The following is a 23,247-nucleotide window of genomic DNA, read 5'->3' as shown; positions in this document are numbered from 1 at the left end:
GTGCCCTCGCCACGCAGAACGATGTGCCAATCATGCTGGCATCGCCCGCACAGCTGCGGTTCGCAATCTCACCCCAATGGGGTGAGCACGGCTCAGTCGTCCGGCGGCACCGTCCGCCGGTTCTGCCGAGGGATCCACACCTGTCTGATGACGATCAGGATCGAGGCTGTGATCGGTATCGCGACGAGCGCTCCGAGGAGGCCCATCAGGGTCGCACCGACCATCGCGCCGATGATGACGAGGACGCCCGGCACCGCGGCTGCTCGTCCCATGACCCTCGGCGTGACGTAGTAGGCCTCCACCTGGATGTACACGAGATAGGCGACGGCGAAGATCAGGGCGGCGGTCGGGCTGACGAACAGAGTCGAGACGGTGCCGACGACCAGGAACACCAGCGAGCCGATCATCGGTACCAGCGTGATGAAGAAAGCGGCGATCGCCATGACCGCGGGGATCGACGAACCCACGGCCAGCTGTATGACCAGGACGACAGCCGCGTTGACGGTCGACAAGGTGACGCCGCCCGCCACCACGCCGCCGACCGACCCGGTGATCTCGTCGAGGAGACGGACGAAGCGCTCTCGACGGTAGCGCGGCACGAGGCTGGCGATCGCTCCTTTGATGCTCTCGAGCGAAGTCACGAAGTACAGGGTGAGGACGACGACCATGATGAAACTCGAGACGCCGCCGATCACACCGATCCCCACACGGAGGACGCCGCCGGAGATGGCGAGGAAGGACGACAGCGTCGTGAGCGAATGCACCCCGTCTGCGATGACGTCGGACAGGTCGACGCCGAGACTCTGCTCCAGTTCGGTGTACCACTGCGCCTGCTGCATCGCTTCGATGCCCTCGGGGGCCGCCTGGATCGCCGCGGCGAGCTGTCGAACCGTGGCCGGCACGACGACGAGCAGAATCACCATCACGAAAGCGAGGAACACCGCGGCCACGATCGCGACGCCCACCGGACGACGGATGCCCCGGCGCTCCAGCGCGCGCACCGCAGGATCGAGGCCGAGCGCGAGGAACATGCCGAGGAAGATCGAGATGAGGACGGTGGAGATACCGGCGATGGTGGCGGCGAGCGCGATGGCGAGGATCACCCCGACTCCCACGCTGAAGCCCGACAGCAGGGGCCTGGCGGGCAGGACTCTGGTCAGCCGCGATCGGCTGTCACCGTCGTCTTCGCTCATGCCCGGCTGGGGCTCGGCACCGCTCATACGGTGAGGTTACCGGGGCCGCCACGGGGAGCCGACGAGTCGGCTCGCCCTATCCGGGTGAGCTGCGCGCGCGAGCCCGCTCGCGCGGTGTCAATATCGCGATACTGCAGTACCTCGACGAAAGGAGTCCGCAGTGTCTCTCTGGGAAAGCTTCTGGGCCATCATCGGATGGTTCTTCTGGGCGTTCGTGTTCATCTCGTACCTGATGGTGCTGTTCAACATCATCGCCGACCTGTTCCGGGACTCCGCGGTGAAGGGGTGGGTGAAGGCGATCTGGATGATCTTCCTGGTCTTCGTGCCCTTCCTGACGGCGCTCGTCTACCTCATCGCGCGCGGCGGTGGCATGGCGGAGCGCACCGCGTCGGCCTACCGAGAGCAGCAGCACGCAGCCGACTCGTACATCCGCAGCGTCGCCGGTTCGAGTCCCAGCGATGAGATCGACAAGGCATCCAAGCTGCTCGCGGCCGGAACCATCACCAACGAAGAGTTCGCCGCCATCAAGGCGCGCGCTCTGCGCTGATCGCGAGGGTTGAGGTGGTCGGTGTGATGCAGAACGCGCTCGGCGACGTCGAGTTCATCGTCGTGCAACTCGACAGTGACCACCTCAGCCCCACGGTCCTCGAGGCGCTGCTGCGGCAGGTTGAAGCCGGCGCGCTGCGTCTTCTCGACGTGGTCGTCGTTCAACGCCTCACAGTGGACGACTATCGGATCGCCGAGGTCGATGCGGACGACTTCGCTCTCGCCGGCCTCGGACTCTACATCCCGGGCATCGTGACCGAGGACGACGTCCGGCACTTCGTACCCGCGCTCCCGGTCGGCGCGCTCGCAGCGCTGATCCTCGTCGAGCCGACCTGGAGCGAACGGCTCTCGCGTGATCTCGGTCCGCACGGCGACCGCATCGTCAGCACGCAGCCCATCCCCGCCGCGGTCGCGAACGCGGTCCTCGAGACGGCGCTGCGGCGGCAGTGACGCGGCGTTGGCAGCGACCCCGCCGAGAGCATCGACCCGGGTCTATACCGTCGTCTGCACGGCCTCACGGCCGGAGGAGACGCCGAGCTTCCGGTAGATCGCGCGCTGGTGAGTCTTCACCGTATTGATGGACACCTTCAGTTCGCGCGCGATCTCCGGCAGAGTTCGCGCCGTCTGCAACTGGCGGAAGACGTCCCTCTCGCGTTCCGACAGCGAATCGGTCAGAGAGCCGGCGGCATCGGCAGCGAGACACCGGCCGATGAAGTCCTCGAACTGGGTGCCGAAGTGGACATGCTCGCTCAGCAGTCTCCGCACGGCGGTCTCACGCGGGCCGAACAGCAAGCGGATGTTCTCCCCGGACGCCACCGCGACGGCGGCCTCGCACAACTCGTGTGCTTCTTCGTGCCGACCGGCGTGTCGACGCAGGACCGCGGCGGTGATGAGCGTCGCCGACTTCACGTAGGAGACCTCGGCGAATGTCCGCAGCGACCGCAGTGTCTCCAGAGCCGCTGAATGGTCTCCGGCGCGGCGGAGCAGCCCTGCCAGGGCGACACTGACGATCGGGAGATCGGGGGTGTTCGTGTACTTCCTCGCGATGCGCAGAGCTCGATCCTGTCGCCCCACCGCTTCCTCCAGGAGGGCGACGGACGATTCTCGGAACGCGGGCCACGAGACGCCGTGCCCGACCTGCAGCGGAATCTCCTGAATTCCGATGGCCGCGCGGCGGCAGGCCCCCACATCACCGGTCTCGGCCGCGGCATACGCGACCATCATCCGGGCGACACCCTTGAAAGAGCCGTCGGAGCTGCCGCTGCTGATGACCGTGCGGAACTCCCGCAGTGCGTCGTCGAGTTCGCCGGACCAGTACGCGACGTAGCCGGCGGCCGCCGCAGCGCTGCCCCCGGCATAGGTGCTCCACGGGAGGGTGATGTCCTCCTCGCCCTCGGCTTCGGCCAGCGACTCCTTGGCATCGAGGAGCCGCCCCGCCCAGGTCTGGCCGAATGCCAAGTGCCCCAGCGCGCGCTTCGCCAGTTCCCGATCATCCGAAACCCGAGCCTCCCTCGCGGCCGCGGCGAAATATTCGAGGGGAAGCTCCGGGTGGCCCCGGTGCCGGATCTCCGTCCAGCCGAGCAGATAGTTGAGAGCTGCTCGATCATGCAGATCGGTCGAGTCGGCATGCAGCAGCATCTGCCGAACGTCGTTGCTCGCGTTCGCGACGTCGGCTCGCTCATCCGAGACGAACAGCCGCGCGATGCGGAGAACCACAGGCTCGACGTCGTCGTCCGCGCGCGCGAGCATTCCCTCGGCGCGCCGGAACAGCTCGCGCGCGATACGGTGACTGCCCATCACGTCGGTCGCGCACGCGCGCACGAGGAGCACCTGTGCGTCGTCCGGTGTGTGGCGCAGCATCTCGATCGTCGTGTACTCGACCTCGGCAGCGGAAGCGCCGACCACGAGTCCCACCCAGTGGCGGAGCAGCGTCTCGCGCGCAGCATCCGCGTCGCCGGCGTGCAGGGAGTGGGATATCGACGCCAGCGGGTCCTCTGCCTCGAGATGGACCGCCGCGCGCCGGTGACAGGCGGCGCGTCGCTCGGCGTCCCTGCCGCCGATGTCGGCGCACTGGCGGGCGAACGACGCATGCCACCGGTAGACGGGTCCGTGTGCACCGTCGAATCTGTCCAGGAAGAGACCCAGCCGAATGCAGGATTCGAGCAGGTCTCCAGCATCCGGCCGTTCCGACACGGCGGCGGCCAACTCGGCGGTGAGCTCACTGCGGACGCTCGCATCGATCACGAAGCTCGCGATCTCGGGCGAGAGAGCCCCGAGCACGTGTTCGCGGACATACGCTCCGAGGAAACTCGAAGCGCTCGCGGCCTCGGCGGCGGGGCGAGCTCCGCCGATCATCATCAGCCGGACCGCAATGGGCCACCCGTCGGTCTCTTCGAAGATGGCCTCCGGTGACAGAGCGAGCGGACCGTCACCGAGAAGCATCCGCACTTCGGCCGACGTGAACCGCAGGATGTCGGCGCCCAGGAACGACTCCGGATTGGTGAGACGGTGCCGGGAGAGGGTGAGTTCGACCAACGTCGTTCCCACGAGCACGATCCGTAGTTGGTCTGGCGCCTGTTCGGAGAGCATGCCGAGCAGACCCTGACGCCAGTGCTCTCCCGCACGGTGTGCGTCGTCGACGATCAGATAGACGGGGGCGTCGAGCTCTTCGACGGCTCGGCAGATCTCCCGGTATGCGCGTTCGGGCTCATCCAGATCCCGTGGGAGGGTGAGCGGTCGGTGCGCGAGTTCCGCGCCGACGAGGAGCGCATCGACGACCCCCTGAGTGAGACGGGACGGGTCGGAGTCGGAGGAGCTCAACGCAAGCCAGGCGACGTGTTCCAGATCGGCGGCCCAATCGGCCACCGCCGTGGTCTTGCCGAAACCGCTCGGTGCGCTGACGACGGTGAGAGGGCTCAGCCGCGCGGCATCCGTGATGGCCGCAGTGATCCGGCCTCGCCGGATGGCTCCCGGTTGCGGCGCCGGCGGTCGAAAGCGCACGGCTGGTCCAGACCTCGTCGTGCGCACGGCAGACACCATGGGATCAACCTACTGACGGATGTGCGCCGGACTCAAGGACTTCCTCGTCTCACTCCTCGGAGGCGACTCCGGCATCACGCCTGAGTGCATCCGCCGTGCGGATGAACAGGATGATCCAGCTGAAGATGACGACGCCCGCCACCAGCTCGACCGCGGTGAGCGTGTAGTAGCCGACGACGAAGAACACGGCGAGAACGACGATCAGGACGAGGAAGAGGTAGCCGAGGCCGAGGAAGGTGCGTGAGACGTCGGGAATCCACCGTCGCAGTGCGATCACGAGGATGCCGTAGGTCACCGCCATGCCGGATGCCACACCGGTGTGCAACACGAAGTACCGATCGACGGGGAACACACCCACCAAGCCCAGGAAGATCCCGATGACGATCAGGCAGGTCCGCACGGAACCGACCCCGCGCGGATGCGAGGACGGAATGCCTCGCGTCGCGTAGCGCGAGAGGGTCGTCACGAGGACGCCGGCGACGATCAGGGTGAGGTTGAAGGTTCGTGCGGACAGGTCGTCCGTCATGCCCAGCGCGCTGAGGTTCTCCTGCCACCACTGCGGGTCGCTGGCGGTCAGCATGCTCGCCACGACACCGAACACCAGGAAGACCGCCAGGACTGTCGCCAGAAGCTGCAGATCTAGATGCGTCGAGGAGAAGTAGACGACATAGGCGGTCAACGCCGCCGCGGCGCCGGAGAGCAGCAGCGACGGGACGGGGAAGACGACGGCTCCGATGAGACCCTGTTCCATGATGGTGGCCACCAGAGTCCAGCCCAGCAGCGCGATCATCGCGTGCGCGAAGGCGAAGGCACCGATGTCGACGAAATCGAGGATGCCGAGGGGATGGCGACGGCCGGGATCGGCTGCCACGATCCGTCCGAGCACGAAGACGACGAGCGCTGTGGCCGCGGACGCGATCGCGACGAATTGCCCGAGGGATTCGGGACCGGCGATGGGCACGGACTGCCAACGCAGGGCCGGGATCGCGATGAGCGCCGCGAGGATGAAAGCGACGATCGCGATCTGGAGGCCGATGGCTTCGCGTGCGCGCTCGCGCGTCTCGCCGTTCGCGCGGGCCTGGGTGAGCAGATCTCGCGGGGCCGACACGGTCAGATCTTCACGGGGAAGGTCGCGAGCACGACCACGCCGACGAGGGCGATGCCTGCACTGAGCGCGACGAAGACCCTCCGCCGCCAATCGGCCCGCTGATTCTGCGAGAGGGCGGCGAAGAAGAGGACGAGGGCGAACAGCACAGTCAGCAGCGAATAGTTGTCCCCGCGCTGATTGTTCACCAGCGCCTTTTCGAATTTCTCGTCCGCTCGCGCGTTGAGCTCCTCCGCTTCGACCGTTCCGGGCGGGACGTACTCGGCCATCACGAACGGCCCGCGTGAAGCTCTGCCCTCGGCCGTCCATGCGTCGAAGGCGACCGCGAACTCGTCCGTGAATCTCTCTTCGACGAAAGCCACCAGATCCTCACGACCGTCGGCGCCGGCCAGGACCCACTCGGTGTAGAGCGTCAGGTCGTATTGACGCGCAGCCTGCGCCGTGGCCTGGGCAGAAGCTGCCTGGATCCGTGCGCTGGATGCCTGGCTGAAGGCGATGGACATCTCGCCACCCCACTTCGACGACTCGAAACCGCACCACGCGGTGAGCACGGCGGTGATGGAGAGGAGAACCACGGTGGTGATCTCGAGCGCACGCTGCCGGGTGCCTTGCGAGGGTTCGGGACGATCCGTCATGTCGATATTCTGGTCGGCCTGCGAGCTCGGTGGGAGCGGTGCTCACCCGCGGCGGGTGAGCACCTCCGGCCTCGAGTGCGTGTCTGCGAGCATCCTTGACGGATGAGTCTCGACGACCTCTTCCCCACCGGCGTGACGTCTGCGCAGATCGTGCTCGCTCTGCTCTCCGTGCTGATCGGGTGGATCGTGTCGCACTTCGCACGCGGAGGCGTGCTGCGCCTGGCGAGAAGAACCCCGGGCGTCTCCGACTCCGTCGCGCAGATCGCGGCCCGGTTCACGCAGTACGCGCTGCTGTTGATGAGCATCGGCATCGGCCTCGCGTTCCTCGGCGCGAATGTGCAGCCTCTGCTGGCGATGACGGCGGTCGCCGTCGTCATCGTCATCCTCGTGCTGCGTGGGGTGGCCGACAACTTCGCCTCAGGCGTGCTGATCCAGTCCCGGCAGACGGTCAAGCTGGGCGAGCAGATCGGCGTCGAAGGGCCGGACGGCATGATCGTCGGCGTGGTCCGAGAGCTGACCGGCCGCTCGGTCATCCTCACCACCGCGGACGGCAGAACCGTGCACGTCCCCAACTCGTTGCTGCTCACCGCTGTGCTCGTGAACGATTCCCGGCACGGCGCACGTCGCAGCGCGCTCGGTGTCCGCGTGGCACGGACGCCCACGCGCGACCTGGACGAGGTGATGGGCGTCATCGCCGGCGCAGCGGCAGAAATCGAGGGCGTGCACACGAGGGAGCATCCGATCGTGTCTGTCGAGTCGGTCTCGCCTACACGCTGGATCCTCACGCTTCAGATCTGGCATCACCCGTTGCACACCTCGACGGTGGTGTCGGATGCTGTGCGCCGGGTGTCCGTCGCTCTGGAGGCGGCAGAGCTCGACGGCGTCGTCGCCGCGCACCCCGGGCCGCTCCCCCTCACGGCCATGGATCCCCTATGACCCACCACAGGTGGAGCACCGAGGCCGAGGACTACGCTGGCCGGGTGACCGCCTCCCCCATGCCGTCAGGCCCCGCTCCGGAACGATCCCTGTCGCCGAGCCTTCGCGTACTCCTGACCCTGGCGGCGACGACCATCGCTCTCGCCGGCGTCTACTTCGTGCGAGACGTCTTCGGGCCGGTCGCGCTCGCCATCGTGATCGTGATCATCGTCGAGCCCTTCCGACGTCCTCTCGACCGCCGCGGCTGGCCGCGTTGGGCGAGCACGACCGCGGTGATCGGGCTGGCCTACCTCATCCTGTTGGCGATGGGCGCGCTGCTGTGGCTCGCAGGAACGCAGTTCGTCCGCTTGGTAGGCGATCTCGCCTCCCAGGACGGGTTGATGCGCACCGCCGACGAACTCGTCGCCTGGCTGCAGTCGCTGGGGCTCGACGAAGAGGCATCGGATGCCGCGGCATCCGTCCTCGATCCCGACACCCTGCTCGCCGTCGCACGCAGCGTGGGCGGCACCGTCCTCAGCGTCGCGACGGCCCTGTTCTTCGTCTGCGCCTACATCATCTTCATGGCGGTGGATGCTGCCCGCTATCGACAGGCGCCCGCTCTGTTCGCGGCGACGAAGGGCGCGGTCATCGCAGGCATCTCGCACCTGAACTCCGGCATCCGGCGGTACTACATCGTCAACGCCACCTTCGGCGTCATCGTCGCGATCATCGACGGGCTCGCGCTGTGGTGGATGGGGATCCCGGTCCCCGTGGTCTGGGCGATCCTCGCTTTCGTGACGAACTTCATCCCCAACATCGGGTTCGTCCTGGGACTCGTCCCGCCGGCGATCCTCGCGTTCGTCGTGGGCGGCTGGCCACTCCTGCTGGGTGTCATCGCCGTGTACACGATCGTCAACGTGGTGCTGCAGGTGCTGGTCCAGCCCAAATTCGTCAGCGACGCGGTCGACCTCAGCTTGACGCTGAGCTTCCTGTCGGTGGTCTTCTGGACTTTCATCATCGGCCCCCTCGGAGCGATCCTCTCGATCCCGCTCACTCTGCTCGCGCGGGCGCTGATCCTCGAGGGTGATCCGGGCACGACGTGGCTGCGATGGCTTTCCGGCGACCGCACGGCCGTACCTCCGACGCCGGAACCGACACCCGTGACCTCGGTTCGTCGACGGCGCGTATGGCTCCGCATCCGTTAATTGAATTGCACACAATCTAGTTGAGTGCAATACTTGCTGGATGGCCGTGACCGATGAGCTCGTGTGCTTCTCCCTCTACTCCGCTGCGCGCGCGACCACTCAGGCGTACCGCGCGCTCCTCGCCCCGTGGGGCCTGACCTACCCGCAGTATCTTGTGCTCGCCATCCTCTGGCACGAAGGCGATCAGACCGTCGGCTCCCTCGGCGAAGCCATGCAGCTCGACTCCGGCACGCTGTCGCCGCTCGTCCGACGTCTGGAGCAGGCCGGTCACGTCGCGCGAGCACGTCGAGCCGACGATGAGCGCGTCGTCTCCGTCGTCCTCACCCCGGCCGGACACGCGCTGAAGCAGGAGCTCGCCTCCATCCCTGCGCAGATCGCCGGCTTCTCCGGCATCCGAGACGACGATCACCGTCGTCGACTGATCGCCGAACTGCAAGATCTGACGACCCGACTGCAGTCCGCCACCATCGACGCGCCGGCCGACCGGGCCGCGCGCGCGTGACGATTCCCGCGAAAGGAAGAACACCCATGGACGTTCTGTACACCGCCGAGGCCCTGGCCACCGGCGCCGGACGAAACGGGCACGTCGCCACGAGCGACCGCCGCGTCGAGTTCGACCTCGCTGCACCGAAGGAGCTGGGCGGCAGCGGCGACGGCGCGAATCCCGAGCAGCTCTTCGCCGCCGGATACGCCGCGTGCTTCCACTCGGCACTGCAGAGTGTCGCCCGCGCCCAGAAGGTGCCCATCGCCGATTCCTCGGTGGGCGCCCGCGTGCAGATCGGCCCCAACGGCGACGGCGGCTTCGGTCTCGCCGTCGAACTCGAGGTCATCGTTCCCGAGATTCCCCATGAGCAGGCGCAGGCGCTGGCCGACGCCGCCCATCTGATCTGCCCGTACTCCAACGCGACCCGCGGCAACATCGACGTCACGATCACCGTCTCCGACGACTGATCTCGAAAGAAGGAGCATCATGCGCGCACTCACCCATTCCACGTTCGGCAAGCCCGAAGAGGTCCTCGAGGTGGAAGAACGCCCGGTGCCGGAGCCCGAGGCGGGCCAGGTACGGTTGCGGATCGTCCTCTCCCCCATCCACAACCACGACCTCTGGACCGTCCGCGGGACCTACGGGTTCAAGCCGGACCTTCCCGCCGCCTCCGGGACGGAAGCGATGGGCGTCGTGGACGCCGTCGGCGAGGGCGTCGACCACCTCGTCGTCGGACAGCGCGTCGCGACCGGCGGCACTTTCGGCGCCTGGGCGGAGTATGTCGTCACCAACGCGGCCGGACTCATCCCGGTGCCGGATTCGCTTTCCGACGAGAGCGCCGCACAGCTCGTCTCGATGCCCTTCAGCACCATCACCCTGCTGGACTCTCTGGACGTGCAGGGCGGTCAATGGGTCGTGCAGAACGCCGCCAACGGTGCTGTCGGGCGAATGCTTGCGCAGCTGGGCGCAGCGCGAGGCGTCAACGTGCTCGGTCTGGTGCGCCGCAGCGCCGGTGTCGATGAGCTTCGCTCGCAGGGCATCGAGAACGTGGTCGCCACGGATCAGGACGACTGGAAGGATCAGGTCTCCGCCATCACCGGTGGTGCGCCGATCGTCGCCGGCGTCGACTCGGTCGGCGGCTCGTCCGCCGGCGATGTCCTGTCGCTGCTGGCCGAGGGCGGCACCCTGGTGGCCTTCGGCGCGATGGACTCGCCCGTGATGGAGATCTCCTCGTCCGACGTGATCTTCAAGCAAGCCACGGTGAAGGGATTCTGGGGCAGCAAGGTCATGCCGGCGCTGGACCCTGCGACGAGGAGCGCCCTCTTCGGCGAGCTGGTGCAGCGTGTCACCGACGGCACCCTCACTCTGCCGGTCGCAGGCATCTTCGACGCGTCCGACATCGCTGACGCCGTCCGGGCCAGCGGAACTCCGGGGCGCGTGGGCAAGGTTCTGCTCCGGTTCTGACCGGCACCCGCCGCCGAGCGAACTCAGAACCGGCCGCGAACCGGTGTTCGCTCGGCGGCATCCGCCGTTTCGGGCATGGCCATCTCTGCGCGGACGCCGAGCAGACGCACTTCTCGCGAAGGGTCCAGAGTGCCGGTGGCGAGGCCGACGGCAGCGGCCACCACATCGTCGCGGCGGGATGTGGGTGCAGAGAGCTTTCGCCCGAGCGTCTTCGTCTCGAAGGGCGCATAGCGAATCTTGAGATGCACGCGCATCACCGCGCGTCCCTCGGCGGCGCAGTCATCGAAGGCAGCAGCGGCGAGCTCGCGAACCGCCGCTTCGACCTGCTCCGATGACGTGAGATTCTGCTGGTAGGTCGTCTCCCGGCTGTGGTTGCGCGCGACCCACGGCGTGTCGTCGACCACGCTCGGGCCCAGACCTGAGCCCAGCCCGTGATACCAGACGCCCATCTTCGGACCGAACTCGCGGACGAGCTCCTGCTCGTCGGCGTCGGCGAGTTGCCGCACTGTGTCGATGCCGTGCTCCGCGAGCCGCTTCTGCACCTTCGCTCCGACACCCCACAGATCGCGCGTGGGTCTGGCGCCCATCACCTCGAACCAGTTGGCCTCGGTCAGGCGGAAGCTCCCCCGCGGCTTGCCGAACTCCGTCGCGATCTTGGCGCGGACCTTGTTGTCACCGATGCCGACGGAGCAGTGCAGCCCGGTGGCTTCGAGGACGGCTTCCTGCGCGTCACGAGCCTTCTGCTCGGGGTCATCGGTGGTCACTCCGAGGAAGCACTCGTCCCAGCCGATGACCTCGAGCACGACACCCGGCAGAGCCCGCAGCGTCGACATCACCTCCGCCGAGGCGGCCTCGTAGGCCTCGTGATCCACCGGCAGGAAGACCGCGTCGTCCGGTGCCTTTCGCGCGGCGATCTTCAACGGCATCCCGGAGCCGATGCCGAAAGCCCGTGCCTCGTACGACGCCGTCGACACGACCGCCCGCTCGGTCGGATCACCGCGTCCTCCGACGATCACCGGAAGGCCCGCCAGCTCAGGACGACGCAACACCTCCACCGCGGCGATGAACTGATCCATGTCCACGTGCAGCACCCATTCGGCCATGCAAACGAGTGTGACGCTCGACGCGGCGGATGTCACCCCTGTCAGCTGATCGCGACCCCGATCGACGTCGCGATGATCGCAGCCAGCGGAAGGACGCCCTGCATCGCGGCAGCGCGCGCCTTCGTGCGATCCGACAGAACGAGCACCAGTGCGGCAGCGACCATCATCGCCGTCCCGGCAAACACCAACGTCACGCCGACGGTGCCGAAGCCGACGATGACGAGACCGACGCCCAGCAGCGTCGTCAGTGCCAGGAACAGGTTGTAGAACCCTTGGTTGAAGGCGAGCGGCTTCATGGTGATGGCATCCGCCTCACTCGCGACGCCGAAGATCTTGCGCGTCTCGGGTTCCGTCCACCGCAGCGACTCGAGGGCGAAGATGAAGACGTGGAAGGCCGCAGCAGCGGCTGCGAGGACGAGACCGACGATGAGCATGCCCTGATTCTCCTGCCCGACGACCGGTTCGCCAAACCCCGCGTCGTCAGACGAGGAAGATCGGCAGGAGCCCCGGATTGTGCGCGTGCACGAGGACGGCGAACACCACGGCATCGAAGAGCAGATGCACGGTGACCACGTAGGCGAGAGAATGCGTCCGCAGGAAGATGAAGCCCTGCAGAAGCGCGAACGGGATGGTCAGCAGCGGACCCCACTCACGGTAGCCGAGCTCCCACAGGAACGATACGAACACGATCGCCTGCAGCAGGTTCGCGACGAGATCGGGGAAGTGCCGCCGCAGCAGCGCGAAGACCGTGCAGATGAAGAAAAGCTCGTCCCAGATGCCGACAGCGCCGACACCCACGAACAGTCGAGCGATCAGGTCGGGTGTGTCCACCACCGGCCAGTTCTGGTAGACGCCGCTGGTGATGAAATAGAACGGCAGGATGAGCCACCCCAGCACGAGCACGGCGACCAGCCAGCCCCACTGCAGGCGCCCCCACCGGCGGTGCGTCCGCCATGGGAAGCTGATGGCACGGTCGCGGTAGACATATCGCGAGATCACGTACGGAACGGCGACAGCGCCGCCCAGCGCCAGCGTGAATCGCAGCATCGCCAGGTTGTCGAGCTCGGCCGCCAACGGGATGATGCTCACGATCAGCATGCCGAAGGCGATCAACGACAGGTCGCGCGTCAGCGAGGGCGCCCGATGGTCGCCGATCACCCGAGCGGTCTCGCGCCGGGCACCGACGCGCACCGTCGAGTCCTCCGCGGTGCGTCCTCGCTCGACCAGCCAGGCGGCTCCGACCCCCAGCGCCAGCAACGCCCAACCCAGCCACGGAATCTGCAGGACGAAGAACGCCGGAGCCGCCGCGCAGACGAGAAGCGCCGGAGCGAGCCCTGCACGAAGTGTCGTGCCGTGCGTCACCTCGGTCACGAGCGTTCCGTGCGTCGGTACACCAGATCGCGGATGTCGCGCCCCTTCGCGATGCCCTTCCGCTCGAACGCCGTCATCACTCGTCCCTCGAACCGCTCCGCCCACTCCCCCTCGAACGCGCGCTCGAAGAGCGGGTCGGCGTCGAGCACCTCTCGCATCTGCAGGGCGTAGTCCTCCCAGTCCGTGGCAAGGCGCAGAAGACCACCGTTTCGCAGCGCACGCGCCGCCGTGGCCCCGAAACCCGCGCGGACGAGGCGGCGCTTGGTGTGCTTCTTCTTGTGCCAGGGGTCCGGGAAGAAGATCCAGACCTCGCGTGCCGCCGCTTCCGGCAGATACGACGACAGCACCTCGGGTGCGTTGGCCTCGACGACCCGCACGTTGCGCGCACCCTCGCGGTCGGCGTCGAGCATGGTTCTCGCGAGCCCCGCGCGGAACACCTCCACAGCCAGGAAGTCGTCGTCGGGGCGGGAGGATGCCGCCGCCACGATGGCGTGTCCCTGCCCGGAGCCGATCTCCACATACAAGTCGGCGGTTCGGCCGTACTCGGTGGTCGGATCGAGTCGCGCTTCCGGGTGCACGGAGGTCCAGGCGACGTCGCGCGGCACGTCGAGGAGGTAGTGCGGTGCGAGCTCGGCGAAGGCGCGGTCCTGCGCCTCGGACATCCGGCCGCTTCGGCGCACGAACGACACCGGCTCGTCGCGGAAAGTACGGGGTTCGGGCATGTTTCCAGGGTAGTCGCCGGGCCACTGCATCCGTTCCCGCCGCCCGACGATCAGCCGGCGGCGGGCGCCGTCACGAAATCGATGAGCTCCTCGACCCTGCCCAGCAGCGCCGGCTCCAGATCCCGGTACGTCGTCACCTTCGACAGAATGTGCTGCCACGCGCGCGCGGTGTCGGCCTGCGTCTCGTGCGGCCAGCCGAACGCACGACAGATGCCGATCTTCCACTCGATGCCGCGGGGAATCTCCGGCCACTTCGCGATGCCGAGCGCGCGCGGGGTCACGCACTGCCAGACGTCGACGAAGGGATGCCCGACGATGCGGACGTGGGGCCCGTGCGGTCCGCGGGCCACCGCTTCCGCGATGCGAGTCTCCTTGGATCCCGGAACCAGGTGGTCGACGAGCACTCCGTATCGGCGGCTCGCACTCGGCGGCTCGGCGGCGAGCAGGTCGTCGAGAAGGTCGACACCCTGCAGGAACTCCACGACCACGCCCTCGGCGCGCAGGTCGGCGCCCCACACCTTCTCGACGAGCTCCGCGTCGTGCTTGCCCTCCACCAGGATGCGGCTGGGCAGCGCGACGCGAGCACGCTGGTCGGCGACGACGAACGAACCAGATGCCGTACGACGCGGACCTTGCACCTTCGCCGCGGGCACGACCAGACGGACCGGTGAACCGTCGATCAGGAATCCGCCGCCGAGCGGGAACACCCGCTTGCGGCCGAGCCGATCCTCCAGTTCCACCGCGCCGCCCTGCACGCGCGTCACGGCCCCGCAGTAGCCGTCATCCGCGACCTCGACGACGAGATCCGTCTCCGCCGGCACCTGGGGCACCTTCTTCGTGGCGCGCTCACGCCACCCCGATGCGAGCACGTCCGATCCGTACCTGTCGTCCATGCCCTCCAGCGTATGTGCCTCCGCTGACGGCGAACGCAGAACACCCGGTGGAAGCTGTCGCGTGTCGGACTCTGTGCATAGACTCGTGACATGGCGCACGGCTGTCGGTCGGAGGAAACAGTATGACGAGACGGTGGCTGACGCTGACCGCGCTGACGCTCGCCGCGGCGATCGGAGCGTTCTCCGCCTCCGCAGCATCCGCCACCGACCCGCTCACGCTCGATTCCGGGTACGTGACCGATCAGGCCGGAGTGCTGAGCGCCTCCGAAGAAGAGGCCGTCGAAGCTCGACTGCAGGAGCTCACCGAGAATTCGAACGCCGATCTGTTCGTGGTGCTCGTCGATGAATTCACCTCGCCCGCCGACAACGTCGAGTGGGCAGACACCGTCGCCGAGAACAACAATCTCGGCCAAGACCAGTACCTCCTCGCGATCGCCGTCGACGGCCGCAGCTTCTACATCTCGGCAGCACCCGACGGCCCGCTCAGCGACAGCAAGCTCGATGAGATCGAGAACGAGATGGTGCCGCTCGCCTCCGCAGACGACTGGGCGGGCGCGATCACCCTCGCAGCCGACGAGATCCAGGGCGACGGGGGCGCAGGAGCACTCCGGACGATGCTCATCGTCGGCGCGATCGTGGCCGCGGGTCTCATCGTCTGGCTCATCGTCGCGCTCGTCAGACGCGCACGTCGCCAGGCCGAGATCCGCCGACGCGGGGCGATGCCCGAGCATCCCGATCCCAACGACCCCTTCTCGACGCTCACCGACGAGCAGGTCGAGACGCAGGCGGGGATCGCGCTCGTCCAGGCCGACGACGCGATCACCTCCAGCAGAGAAGAGCTGGGTTTCGCGATCGCCCAGTTCGGCGAAGGCGCCACGTCGGAGTTCACGCAAGCGATCGAGACGGCCAAAGCGAAGATGGCCGAGGCATTCGACCTCAAGCAGAAGCTCGACGACGAGGTCGAAGACACCATTCACGACCGTCGCGCCTGGCACATCCGCATCATCGGCCTCGCCGAAGAGGTCGACGACGTCCTCGACGACAACACCGAGGCGTTCGACGCCCTGCGAAAGCTCGAACAGAACGCCCCGCAGGAGCTGGAGCGCGTACGCGGCGAGCGAGCAGCGCTCGGTCCGGTCCTCGCTTCGGTCGCCCCTGCACTGGCCGCATTGGCCGAGGCCCACGACCCCGCTGCGCTGAATACGGTGCGCGACAACCCCGAACAGGCTCAGGAACGCGCCACCCTCGCCGACCGTGCGCTCCAGGCCGGTGCCGAGGCATTGGCCGCCGGACGGACGGGCGAGGCGGCGTTCGCGATCCGGACCGCCGAACAGGCCGTCGCCCAGGCCGCTCAGCTCGCCCACGCCGTGACCACGTTGGGATCCGACCTCGCCTCGATCGAAGCGCAGGCGCAGGCGCTGATCGCCGAGCTCCAGACCGATCTCGCCGCCGCGCAGGCGCTCCCCGACGCCGACGGCGCCATCGCGGCCGCCGCGGCCGTGACGGCGTCGCAGATCCAGGCCGCACAGAGTGACCTCACCGGCGCCGCACGCCACCCGCAGCGCGCTCTCGATGCCCTCGCCGCGGCCAACGCGCAGATCGACGCCGCGATCGCCCGCGGCCAGGAGACGGCGGAACGAGCGCGCCGTGTTCGGCTGATGCTCGACCAGGCGCTCTCCCAAGCCGAATCGGAGATCCGCGGGACCCGGGACTACATCGAGACGCGCCGCGGCACCGTGGGTTCGACGGCGCGAACGAGGTTGGCTGCGGCGGAGGCGAGCCTGTCTAGCGCGCTGAGCCTGCGTGCGGCCGACCCGGACGCCGCGCTGGCGGAGGCGAATCGAGCTCTCGAACTCGTCCGCCAGGCCACGTACTCCGCCCAGTCGGACGTGCAGTCGTTCTCCTCCCCCGGCGGCAGCGACGACAGCTGGGGCGGACTGTTCGGGGGGTCGGGTTCGCGATCCGGCAGCTCCGGTCTCGGCGGCGACATCCTCGGCGGGATCATCGGCGGCCTCCTCGCCGGCGGCGGCGGATCCTCGCGCGGCAGCAGCTGGCGTTCCGGGGGCGGGGGCGGCTACCGCAGCTCCGGTTTCGGCGGCGGCTCACGCAGCAGTTCGCGAAGCAGCGGACGCAGCGGCCGATCCGGAGGTAGACGCTTCTGATTCGCACCCCGTCATGATCGTAAAGCTCTCGAGTCCCACCCTCTGAAAGGAACCACGCATGACCAAGCAGTCCATCTTCGGACGTATCTCGACCCTCGTCCGCGCGAACATCAACTCGCTCCTGGACTCTGCGGAAGACCCGCAGAAGATGATCGATCAGCTCGTCCGCGATTACACCAACAGCATCGCCGACGCGGAGTCCGCGATCGCCGAGACCATCGGAAACCTGCGCCTCCTCGAGCGCGACCACGAAGAAGACGTCCAGGCTGCCACCGAGTGGGGCAACAAAGCACTGGCGGCCAGCCGCAAGGCCGACGAGATGCGCACGACGGGTAACGCCGGCGACGCCGACAAGTTCGACAACCTCGCCAAGATCGCGCTGCAGCGCCAGATCACCGCCGAGCGCGAGGCCACCGGAGCCGAGCCGCAGATCGCGTCGCAGACCGAGATCGTCGACCGGCTCAAGACCGGCCTCAACGGCATGAAGGACAAGCTCGGCGAGCTCAAGAACAAGCGCAGCGAGCTCCTGGCCCGCGCCAAGGTCGCCGAGGCGCAGACCAAGGTGCAGGACGCTGTCGGTTCTATCAACGTGCTGGATCCCACCAGCGAGCTCGGACGCTTCGAAGACAAGGTCCGTCGGCAGGAGGCGCTCGCGCAGGGCAAGATGGAGCTCGCCGCATCCAGCCTGGACGCTCAGTTCGAGAGTCTGGAAGACCTCGGCGAGCTGACGGAGGTCGAAGCTCGCCTCGCCGAGCTGAAGGCCGGCGGCAGCGCTCCGCGTCAGGCGATCGAAGGCAACTGACACGACCACGGATGCCCCGGACCCGAGTGTCCGGGGCATCCGCCCTTTTCCTCGGAGGTCCCATGGTGCGTTTTCTCGTCGTCCCGCAGTGGCAGGGCTCGCCCGCGCCACGCGCGATGCTGCTCGTCGACGGAGCGGGGGCGATCGCCGGTGACCTTCCGCGCGCATCCACCACCGTGCTGGACGTTCCCGTCGAGGCGGGCGAGTCGCTGGGCACAGGTGTCCGGCGTCTCAGCGCGATTCAACGCACCCGTGAACTGGTGGGCGAGCACCTCCGCGCCGACACCGTCGTTATCGGTGGTGACTGCAGCGTGACCGTCGCCGCGCTCGACGCCCTCGACGGAGGCACCGACGACGTCGCTGTCGTCTGGTGCGACGCGCACGCCGACATGCACACCCCCGAAACCTCTCCGTCCGGAGCATTCTCCGGGATGGCCTTGCGTGCCGTCGTCGGCGAGGGCGAAGAACAGCTCGCGCTCTCACCGGGGATCGCCCGCGACAAGATCGTCACCGTCGGCGTGCGCGACATCGACGAACCGGAAGGTGCGGAACTCGCATCCTTCACCAACCTGTCGGTCGAAGATCTCGCACGACCGGATGCGCTGATCGAGGCCGTGCGCGCCACCGGCGCCTCGCGGGTGTGGATTCACATCGACGTCGACGTCCTCGACCCTTCGGAGTTCGCCGGTGTTTCCGCCGCCGCACCTTTCGGTCTCTCTCCGGCGGCTCTCAGCGCTGCGATTCGACGGCTGCGCGAAGACTTCCCGCTGGCCGGCGCGACGATCGCCGGTTTCGCGCCGCGGTCCCCCGTCGACGCGGTCGACGACCTCGGCGCTCTGCTCCGCCTGGTCGGGGCAGTCGCATGAGTGCCGACTGGCGGACCGATGCCGAGGAAGCACTCGCCAGGGGTCGGCGCTTCGATCGGCGCATCCCTGCCGTGCTGCTTCGGTCGCCGATCAGCCGCGCGGGTTTCTGGTGGGGCACGGCCGTCGGATGGCTCTGGGGCGGTCTCTGGAGCACAGGCCCGGTCGAGCGACGCGCGGGCCTGTGGGTGTTCCGCGGCATGCCGCGCTGGACCTTCCGTCGGGGCGGCGTCTGCGTGGGCGGGTGCTTCCTCACGGGCGATGCCAGGCCGAGCGACGCGGTGCTTCGCCATGAGGCCGTGCACAAGGCGCAATGGCTGCGCTACGGCATCCTGATGCCCGTGCTCTACCTGTTCGCCGGGCGGGATCCGCTGCGCAATCGCTTCGAGATCGAGGCGGGTCTGGAAGACGGCAACTACGTGCGCCGCTCCTCCTGACGGATCAGCGCTGCTCGGTCGGCCGCAGGCCGAAGCGTTCCGGTACGCGGATGAGCGCGTGCTCGACGCCCAGCGCATTGGTCAGGTGATCCACGATGTCGGCGGTACCGAGGTATCCACCGAGAAGAGTGACCTGCGTCTCGATCTCGGCGTCACACATCATCTCGTCCGCCCACGCCGACGTGGCACGAGCGAGCGCCTCACCCGGTGAACAGGACCGTCCGGAGCCGGGGGCGCCGGAACGCTGCCCCCGCGCCAGCCAGGTGACGGTCATGCGCCCTGGAGCGTCGATCACGCCGATGTCGGTTGCGTCCGGCACCTCGATGAAGATACGCCCCGATGCGCACAGCGGAAGTGTGGTCAGGAACACCTCGAGTTCGGCGAGCGAGTGCTCGTCCGCCGTGACGAGATGGTGCGCACGACGACGGGCTGCGCGGCGTTCGGCGCGCGTGCCGCGGGTCTCGAGAGCGGTGTTCATGATGACTTCATGCTACACCAAGTGAAGGCTTGCCTAACCTTCCTCGAACGTCAGCGTCACATCAGGACACGGGCTCCACGAGCGCACTCCGCAGAGCGGCCAACTCGTCCTCGGTCATTCCGCTCGCGCGGAGGTACCCGGCAGCCGAACCCCACCGCTCATCGATCTGCTCCAGAAGATGCCGCATCACGGGCGCCGGCGACTCCGTCGCCAGGGCGACCGCGTGGACCGCCTCCGGATGCTGCGCCCTGAGGTAGGCGGCGATGCGCTGCGACCGCTGCTCAGGCAACTGCGACGCGGTGAGGGCGTAGTCCGCGATGACGGCTTCGCGGTCGGCACCGACGGCGGAAAGAGCGAGAGCGACCGTCACTCCGGTCCGGTCTTTGCCGACGGTGCAGTGCACGAGTGTGGGCGCGCCCTGGGCGATGATGCGGATGGCGGCGACCAGCCGATCGCCGCTCTCCTCGAGGAGATGGAGATACAGGTCGTCGAGGCTGGTGTCGGTCTCGAAGAACGACCGCACGGAGCCGAGGAAAAGCGGCAGGTGCGTCGTGTCGGGGCCCTCGATCTCGGTCGGCTCCGCGGCGACCTCTTCACCGTCGCGCAGATCGATGATGTGCTGGATGCTGCGACGCAGCGCCGTCGCGCCGTTGGTCGTGGCGCCGGACAGCTGCCCCGACCGCAGCAGCACGCCCGGGCGGATGCGGCCCCCGTCGTCGGTCGGGATGCCGCCGACGTCACGGACGTTGTTGACGCCATCGATGTCGAGGACGGTCACGCCGGGGCCTGCGAGGTTCGCGGAGGCACGGGGTAGCGTCCGGCGATGACGACCCTGTTGAAGGCGTTGATCGAGATGCACGCCCAGCTGAGGGCGGCGTACTCCTTTTCGGTGAAGACGCTTCCGACGCTGTCGTACACCTCGTCGGAGATACCCTCCTCCGAGATGAACGTGAACGACTCAGCGAGCTCGAGCGCCGCACGTTCGCGGTCGCTGAAGACGCCGCTCTCGCGCCAGGCGGCGATCTGCATGATCGTGTCGGTGTCGAGCCCCGCGGCGAGCGCGCGATCGACGTGGATGCGGGTGCAGTAGCTGCATCCGTTGAGCTGCGAGCAGTGGATCATGACGATCTCTTTGAGTCGATCGTCGATTCCGTTCGCCGCGCAGATCTCGCCGACGGTCTTCGAGAAGGCATCCAGCGCCTGGTAGGCGGCGGGCTCGGTCTTGGACAGGTGCACGCGCGTCTCGGTCATGCGTTCATGATATTCGCCCCTGGCAGGCAGAATATGAACGTGGCGATCGACATCTCCGAGTTCAGCTATCTTCCCGCGCAGGCAGCAGCCCTCGGCGTGCCACTCCCGGAAGTGGAGCGGCTCACCCTGTCACTGCCCGATGGACGACGCCTGAGCGCGTTGCGGTTCGGAGAAGATTCTCCGCGCGTCACGCTTCTTCACGGAGCGGGTCTGAACGCGCACACCTGGGACAACACCTCGCTGGCGCTGGGCGGACCGCTGCTGGCGATCGACCTCGCCGGTCACGGCGATTCCTCGTGGCGGGCGGATGCCGACTACACGCCCCGCACGCTCGCGCTCGATGTCGCGGCGGCCTTGGACGCGTGGACCTCTCAACCGCAGGTCGTCGTCGGGCAGTCGCTCGGCGGTCTCACCGGAGCGGCTCTCGCGGCTTCCCGCCCTGATCTCGTCTCAGAGCTCATCATCGTCGACATCACGCCCGGTATCGACACCTCGGCCGGTCCCGCCGCCCTTCGCGAGTTCTACGCGGGCCCCACCGACTTCGCGACACGCGACGAACTCGTCGACAAGGCCATGTCGCTCGGCTTCGGCGGAAGTCGTCCGGAGACCGAGCGGGGCGTGTTCCTCAACACCCGCGTTCGTGACGACGGGCGGATCGAATGGAAACATCACTTCGCGCACCTCGCCGCCCAGGCCCTCGCCGCACACGACCCCGGGTCGGCCGCCAGCCCGTCGATGCTCCACGAGACGGGGTGGGACGACCTGTCGAATGTCCGCGCCCGCCTCACTCTGGTGCGTGCCACCCGGGGCTTCGTCAGCGAGCCGGATGCCGTAGAACTGCAGCGCCGCGTGCCCGGAGCCCGGGTCGTGGCTATCGATGCGACTCACAACGTGCAGGAGACGGCTCCTGCAGCGCTGGCGTCCCTGATCGCTGCCGCTCCGGGATTGTGACGTTTCGTTCCTCATCCGCCCTTCTGCCCACCTGCTGTCTCTAGGCTCGATTCAACGGCACACAGCGAGTGCCGCACCGAGAGGAAACTTTCATGTTCCGACGTACCCGACGTCTCGCGCTCATCTCCGCCCTCGCGGCCACCGCCGTGGTCCTGAGCGCCTGCTCCGGCACCCGCGAGCAGGAGCCCTCGGCCCCCACGGGCACACCGGATCCCGACGCGACGTTGAACGTCGGTCTGGTGCTCGAGCCGACCAACCTCGACATCCGACACACCAGCGGCGCCGCGCTCGAGCAGATCCTCATCGACAACATCTACGAGGGCCTCGTCACCCGCACCCAGCAGAATGAGATCGAGGGCCGTCTCGCCTCCGACTACGAGGTCTCCGAAGATGGACTGACCTACATCTTCACCCTCAACGAAGGCATAGCGTTCCACGACGGCACGGCATTGACGTCGGCCGATGTCGTGGCCTCGTACGAGACGGTCCGCACGGATGCCACTGTGCAGGGCAACGCGGAGTTCGCCTCTGTCGCCTCTGTCAGCGCCCCGGACGCGACGACGGTGCAGATCGTGCTCACCGCACCGAACCAGAACTTCCTCTTCGTTCTCACCGGGCCGGCCGGGCTCGTGTTCAAGAAGGGCGACACCACCGATCTGAAGAGTGCCGAGAACGGGACAGGCCCGTTCACCCTGACGCGCTGGAACAAGGGCAGCAGCATCACCTTCGCACGCAACGACACCTACTGGGGCGAGCCGACAGGAGTCGCGGAGGTGGCGTTCCAGTACATCCCCGACTTCACCGCCGGCGTCAACGCCGCTCTCGCCGGTGACGTCGATGTGCTCACCGCGGTCGACCCGAACCTCGCCCCTCAGCTGGAGGACTCCGGTGACTTCACGCTCACGAAGGGCCGCACCACCGACAAGGCGACACTCGCGTTCAACAACAAGAAGGCACCGCTGGACGACGTGCGCGTACGTGAGGCGCTGCGTCTCGCCATCGACCATGACGCCCTGATCGAAGCTGTGGGCGCCGGCACACCGCTGTACGGTCCGATCCCCGAGCTCGACCCCGGATATGAGGATCTCTCGGACGTCGTGTCGTACGACCCGGTGAAGGCCGAGGAACTGCTCGCCGAAGCAGGTCAGGAGGATCTCGAGCTCACCTTGACCATCCCGTCGTTCTACGGCACGACGGTGCCCAAGGTACTGATCTCCGATTTCAAGGAGGTCGGTGTCGCGCTCGAGGTCGACTCGGTCGAGTTCCCGTCCTGGCTGGAAGACGTCTACACGAACAAGGACTACGACCTCAGCTTCGTGCTGCACGTCGAGCCGCGCGACTTCGGCAACTTCGCCGACCCCGACTACTACTTCGGCTACGACAACGCCGAGGTGCAGGAGCTGTACGCCCAGGCACAGGCCGAGGTCGATCCCGATGCGTCTGCCGAGCTCCTCGCCGAAGCGGCCCGCATCGTGTCAGAAGACCACCCGGTGGACTGGCTGTACAACGGCGAGACCATCACGGCGGTGAGCCCGGTCGTCTCCGGATTCCCCGAGGACTCGATCAACTCGCGCATCAACCTCGCGGGTGTCACCGTCTCCGCGGAGAACTGACGACCGGCATCCGGC

General features: G+C 67.7%; 25 protein-coding genes. 13 read left to right on the top strand and 12 right to left on the bottom strand.

The window, feature by feature from the left end; translation table 11 throughout:
* Window positions 1–92 precede the first annotated feature (92 nt).
* The gene (locus D7252_RS12305) at window positions 93–1,220 is read right to left on the bottom strand and encodes an AI-2E family transporter (protein ID WP_120775651.1); all 1,128 of its coding nucleotides are present in this window, start codon (window positions 1,218–1,220) and stop codon (window positions 93–95) included.
* A 133-nt stretch (window positions 1,221–1,353) separates the two neighbouring features.
* Here D7252_RS12305 and D7252_RS12300 point away from each other — a divergent pair, with 133 nt between their 5' ends.
* Together D7252_RS12300 and D7252_RS12295 are read left to right on the top strand one after the other, a co-directional pair.
* Window positions 1,354–1,740: an SHOCT domain-containing protein gene (locus D7252_RS12300; RefSeq protein WP_120775650.1), complete on the top strand. Its 387-nt coding sequence runs from the start codon at window positions 1,354–1,356 to the stop codon at window positions 1,738–1,740.
* Window positions 1,741–1,766: 26 nt separating this feature from the next.
* Complete coding sequence (locus D7252_RS12295; RefSeq protein ID WP_251051337.1) at window positions 1,767–2,189, top strand: DUF6325 family protein; 423 nt, start codon at window positions 1,767–1,769, stop codon at window positions 2,187–2,189.
* Between the two features lie 42 nt (window positions 2,190–2,231).
* On the opposite strand, the gene D7252_RS12290 is transcribed toward D7252_RS12295, so the two are convergent.
* From D7252_RS12290 to D7252_RS12280, 3 genes are read right to left on the bottom strand one after another with little or no spacing between them, the layout of a single operon-like run.
* Window positions 2,232–4,778, bottom strand: a complete 2,547-nt coding sequence (locus D7252_RS12290; RefSeq protein ID WP_251050722.1) for a LuxR C-terminal-related transcriptional regulator — start codon at window positions 4,776–4,778, stop codon at window positions 2,232–2,234.
* A 49-nt stretch (window positions 4,779–4,827) separates the two neighbouring features.
* Complete coding sequence (locus tag D7252_RS12285; RefSeq protein ID WP_120775648.1) at window positions 4,828–5,886, bottom strand: DUF998 domain-containing protein; 1,059 nt, start codon at window positions 5,884–5,886, stop codon at window positions 4,828–4,830.
* A gap of 2 nt (window positions 5,887–5,888) precedes the next feature.
* Window positions 5,889–6,518, bottom strand: coding sequence for a hypothetical protein (locus tag D7252_RS12280; protein WP_120775647.1), 630 nt, complete (start codon window positions 6,516–6,518; stop codon window positions 5,889–5,891).
* Window positions 6,519–6,620: 102 nt separating this feature from the next.
* Between D7252_RS12280 and D7252_RS12275 the strand changes: the two genes are divergently transcribed.
* Genes D7252_RS12275 through D7252_RS12255 form a run of 5 tightly spaced genes read left to right on the top strand, consistent with a single transcriptional unit; the run spans window position 6,621 to window position 10,586 of the window.
* On the top strand, window positions 6,621–7,454 hold the full coding sequence (locus tag D7252_RS12275) for a mechanosensitive ion channel family protein (protein ID WP_120775646.1): 834 nt from the start codon (window positions 6,621–6,623) through the stop codon (window positions 7,452–7,454).
* A gap of 44 nt (window positions 7,455–7,498) precedes the next feature.
* A complete protein-coding gene (locus tag D7252_RS12270) occupies window positions 7,499–8,638 on the top strand; it encodes an AI-2E family transporter (protein ID WP_259461096.1) in 1,140 nt (379 codons plus the stop codon).
* Between the two features lie 40 nt (window positions 8,639–8,678).
* The gene (locus D7252_RS12265; protein ID WP_120775645.1) at window positions 8,679–9,140 is read left to right on the top strand and encodes a MarR family winged helix-turn-helix transcriptional regulator; all 462 of its coding nucleotides are present in this window, start codon (window positions 8,679–8,681) and stop codon (window positions 9,138–9,140) included.
* Window positions 9,141–9,166: 26 nt separating this feature from the next.
* Window positions 9,167–9,589: an organic hydroperoxide resistance protein gene (locus D7252_RS12260; RefSeq protein ID WP_120775644.1), complete on the top strand. Its 423-nt coding sequence runs from the start codon at window positions 9,167–9,169 to the stop codon at window positions 9,587–9,589.
* A gap of 19 nt (window positions 9,590–9,608) precedes the next feature.
* Window positions 9,609–10,586 carry a zinc-binding dehydrogenase gene (locus D7252_RS12255; protein ID WP_120775643.1) on the top strand — a complete coding sequence of 326 codons (978 nt, stop codon included), beginning with the start codon at window positions 9,609–9,611 and terminating at the stop codon, window positions 10,584–10,586.
* Window positions 10,587–10,609: 23 nt separating this feature from the next.
* Here the strand turns inward: D7252_RS12255 and D7252_RS12250 are convergent, their stop codons facing one another.
* Genes D7252_RS12250 through D7252_RS12230 form a run of 5 tightly spaced genes read right to left on the bottom strand, consistent with a single transcriptional unit; the run spans window position 10,610 to window position 14,675 of the window.
* A complete protein-coding gene (locus tag D7252_RS12250) occupies window positions 10,610–11,689 on the bottom strand; it encodes a DNA polymerase IV (protein WP_183055281.1) in 1,080 nt (359 codons plus the stop codon).
* 41 nt (window positions 11,690–11,730) lie between these two features.
* Window positions 11,731–12,123 (bottom strand): DUF1304 domain-containing protein, encoded by a 393-nt coding sequence (locus D7252_RS12245; protein WP_120775642.1) that lies wholly within the window; start codon window positions 12,121–12,123, stop codon window positions 11,731–11,733.
* A 46-nt stretch (window positions 12,124–12,169) separates the two neighbouring features.
* Window positions 12,170–13,060, bottom strand: coding sequence for a CPBP family intramembrane glutamic endopeptidase (locus D7252_RS12240; RefSeq protein WP_120775641.1), 891 nt, complete (start codon window positions 13,058–13,060; stop codon window positions 12,170–12,172).
* Window positions 13,057–13,782 (bottom strand): tRNA (guanosine(46)-N7)-methyltransferase TrmB, encoded by a 726-nt coding sequence (trmB, locus tag D7252_RS12235; protein ID WP_120775640.1) that lies wholly within the window; start codon window positions 13,780–13,782, stop codon window positions 13,057–13,059. The genes D7252_RS12240 and trmB overlap by 4 nt, the downstream gene beginning before the upstream one ends.
* Window positions 13,783–13,832: 50 nt before the next feature.
* Complete coding sequence (locus D7252_RS12230) at window positions 13,833–14,675, bottom strand: DUF3097 domain-containing protein (RefSeq protein ID WP_120775639.1); 843 nt, start codon at window positions 14,673–14,675, stop codon at window positions 13,833–13,835.
* Window positions 14,676–14,797: 122 nt separating this feature from the next.
* On the opposite strand from D7252_RS12230, the gene D7252_RS12225 reads away from it, so the two are divergent.
* The 4 genes from D7252_RS12225 (at window position 14,798) to D7252_RS12210 (ending at window position 18,939) form a co-directional block, all read left to right on the top strand.
* Window positions 14,798–16,837 carry a TPM domain-containing protein gene (locus tag D7252_RS12225; RefSeq protein WP_120775638.1) on the top strand — a complete coding sequence of 680 codons (2,040 nt, stop codon included), beginning with the start codon at window positions 14,798–14,800 and terminating at the stop codon, window positions 16,835–16,837.
* A gap of 58 nt (window positions 16,838–16,895) precedes the next feature.
* Window positions 16,896–17,639 (top strand): PspA/IM30 family protein, encoded by a 744-nt coding sequence (locus D7252_RS12220; protein WP_120775637.1) that lies wholly within the window; start codon window positions 16,896–16,898, stop codon window positions 17,637–17,639.
* Between the two features lie 62 nt (window positions 17,640–17,701).
* Window positions 17,702–18,505: an arginase family protein gene (locus D7252_RS12215; protein WP_120775636.1), complete on the top strand. Its 804-nt coding sequence runs from the start codon at window positions 17,702–17,704 to the stop codon at window positions 18,503–18,505.
* Window positions 18,502–18,939 carry a Fe-S oxidoreductase gene (locus D7252_RS12210; RefSeq protein ID WP_120775635.1) on the top strand — a complete coding sequence of 146 codons (438 nt, stop codon included), beginning with the start codon at window positions 18,502–18,504 and terminating at the stop codon, window positions 18,937–18,939. The genes D7252_RS12215 and D7252_RS12210 overlap by 4 nt, the downstream gene beginning before the upstream one ends.
* A 4-nt stretch (window positions 18,940–18,943) precedes the next feature.
* Here D7252_RS12210 and D7252_RS12205 read toward each other — a convergent pair whose 3' ends face one another.
* The 3 genes from D7252_RS12205 to D7252_RS12195 form a co-directional block, all read right to left on the bottom strand.
* Window positions 18,944–19,417, bottom strand: coding sequence for an SIP domain-containing protein (locus tag D7252_RS12205; RefSeq protein ID WP_120775634.1), 474 nt, complete (start codon window positions 19,415–19,417; stop codon window positions 18,944–18,946).
* A gap of 61 nt (window positions 19,418–19,478) precedes the next feature.
* Window positions 19,479–20,195: a tyrosine-protein phosphatase gene (locus D7252_RS12200; RefSeq protein WP_120775633.1), complete on the bottom strand. Its 717-nt coding sequence runs from the start codon at window positions 20,193–20,195 to the stop codon at window positions 19,479–19,481.
* The gene (locus D7252_RS12195) at window positions 20,192–20,668 is read right to left on the bottom strand and encodes a carboxymuconolactone decarboxylase family protein (protein WP_120775632.1); all 477 of its coding nucleotides are present in this window, start codon (window positions 20,666–20,668) and stop codon (window positions 20,192–20,194) included. The genes D7252_RS12200 and D7252_RS12195 overlap by 4 nt, the downstream gene beginning before the upstream one ends.
* Window positions 20,669–20,701: 33 nt before the next feature.
* On the opposite strand from D7252_RS12195, the gene D7252_RS12190 reads away from it, so the two are divergent.
* Window positions 20,702–21,619 carry an alpha/beta fold hydrolase gene (locus tag D7252_RS12190; protein WP_120775631.1) on the top strand — a complete coding sequence of 306 codons (918 nt, stop codon included), beginning with the start codon at window positions 20,702–20,704 and terminating at the stop codon, window positions 21,617–21,619.
* Window positions 21,620–21,711: 92 nt separating this feature from the next.
* On the top strand, window positions 21,712–23,232 hold the full coding sequence (locus D7252_RS12185) for an ABC transporter substrate-binding protein (protein WP_120775630.1): 1,521 nt from the start codon (window positions 21,712–21,714) through the stop codon (window positions 23,230–23,232).
* Window positions 23,233–23,247: the final 15 nt, after the last annotated feature.

Origin of the sequence: Microbacterium sp. CGR2, assembly GCF_003626735.1 — a bacterium.
Taxonomy (GTDB): Bacteria; Actinomycetota; Actinomycetes; order Actinomycetales; family Microbacteriaceae; genus Microbacterium.
Note: the sequence above shows the minus strand (reverse complement) of the source record. Positions and strands in the feature narration are given on the sequence as shown.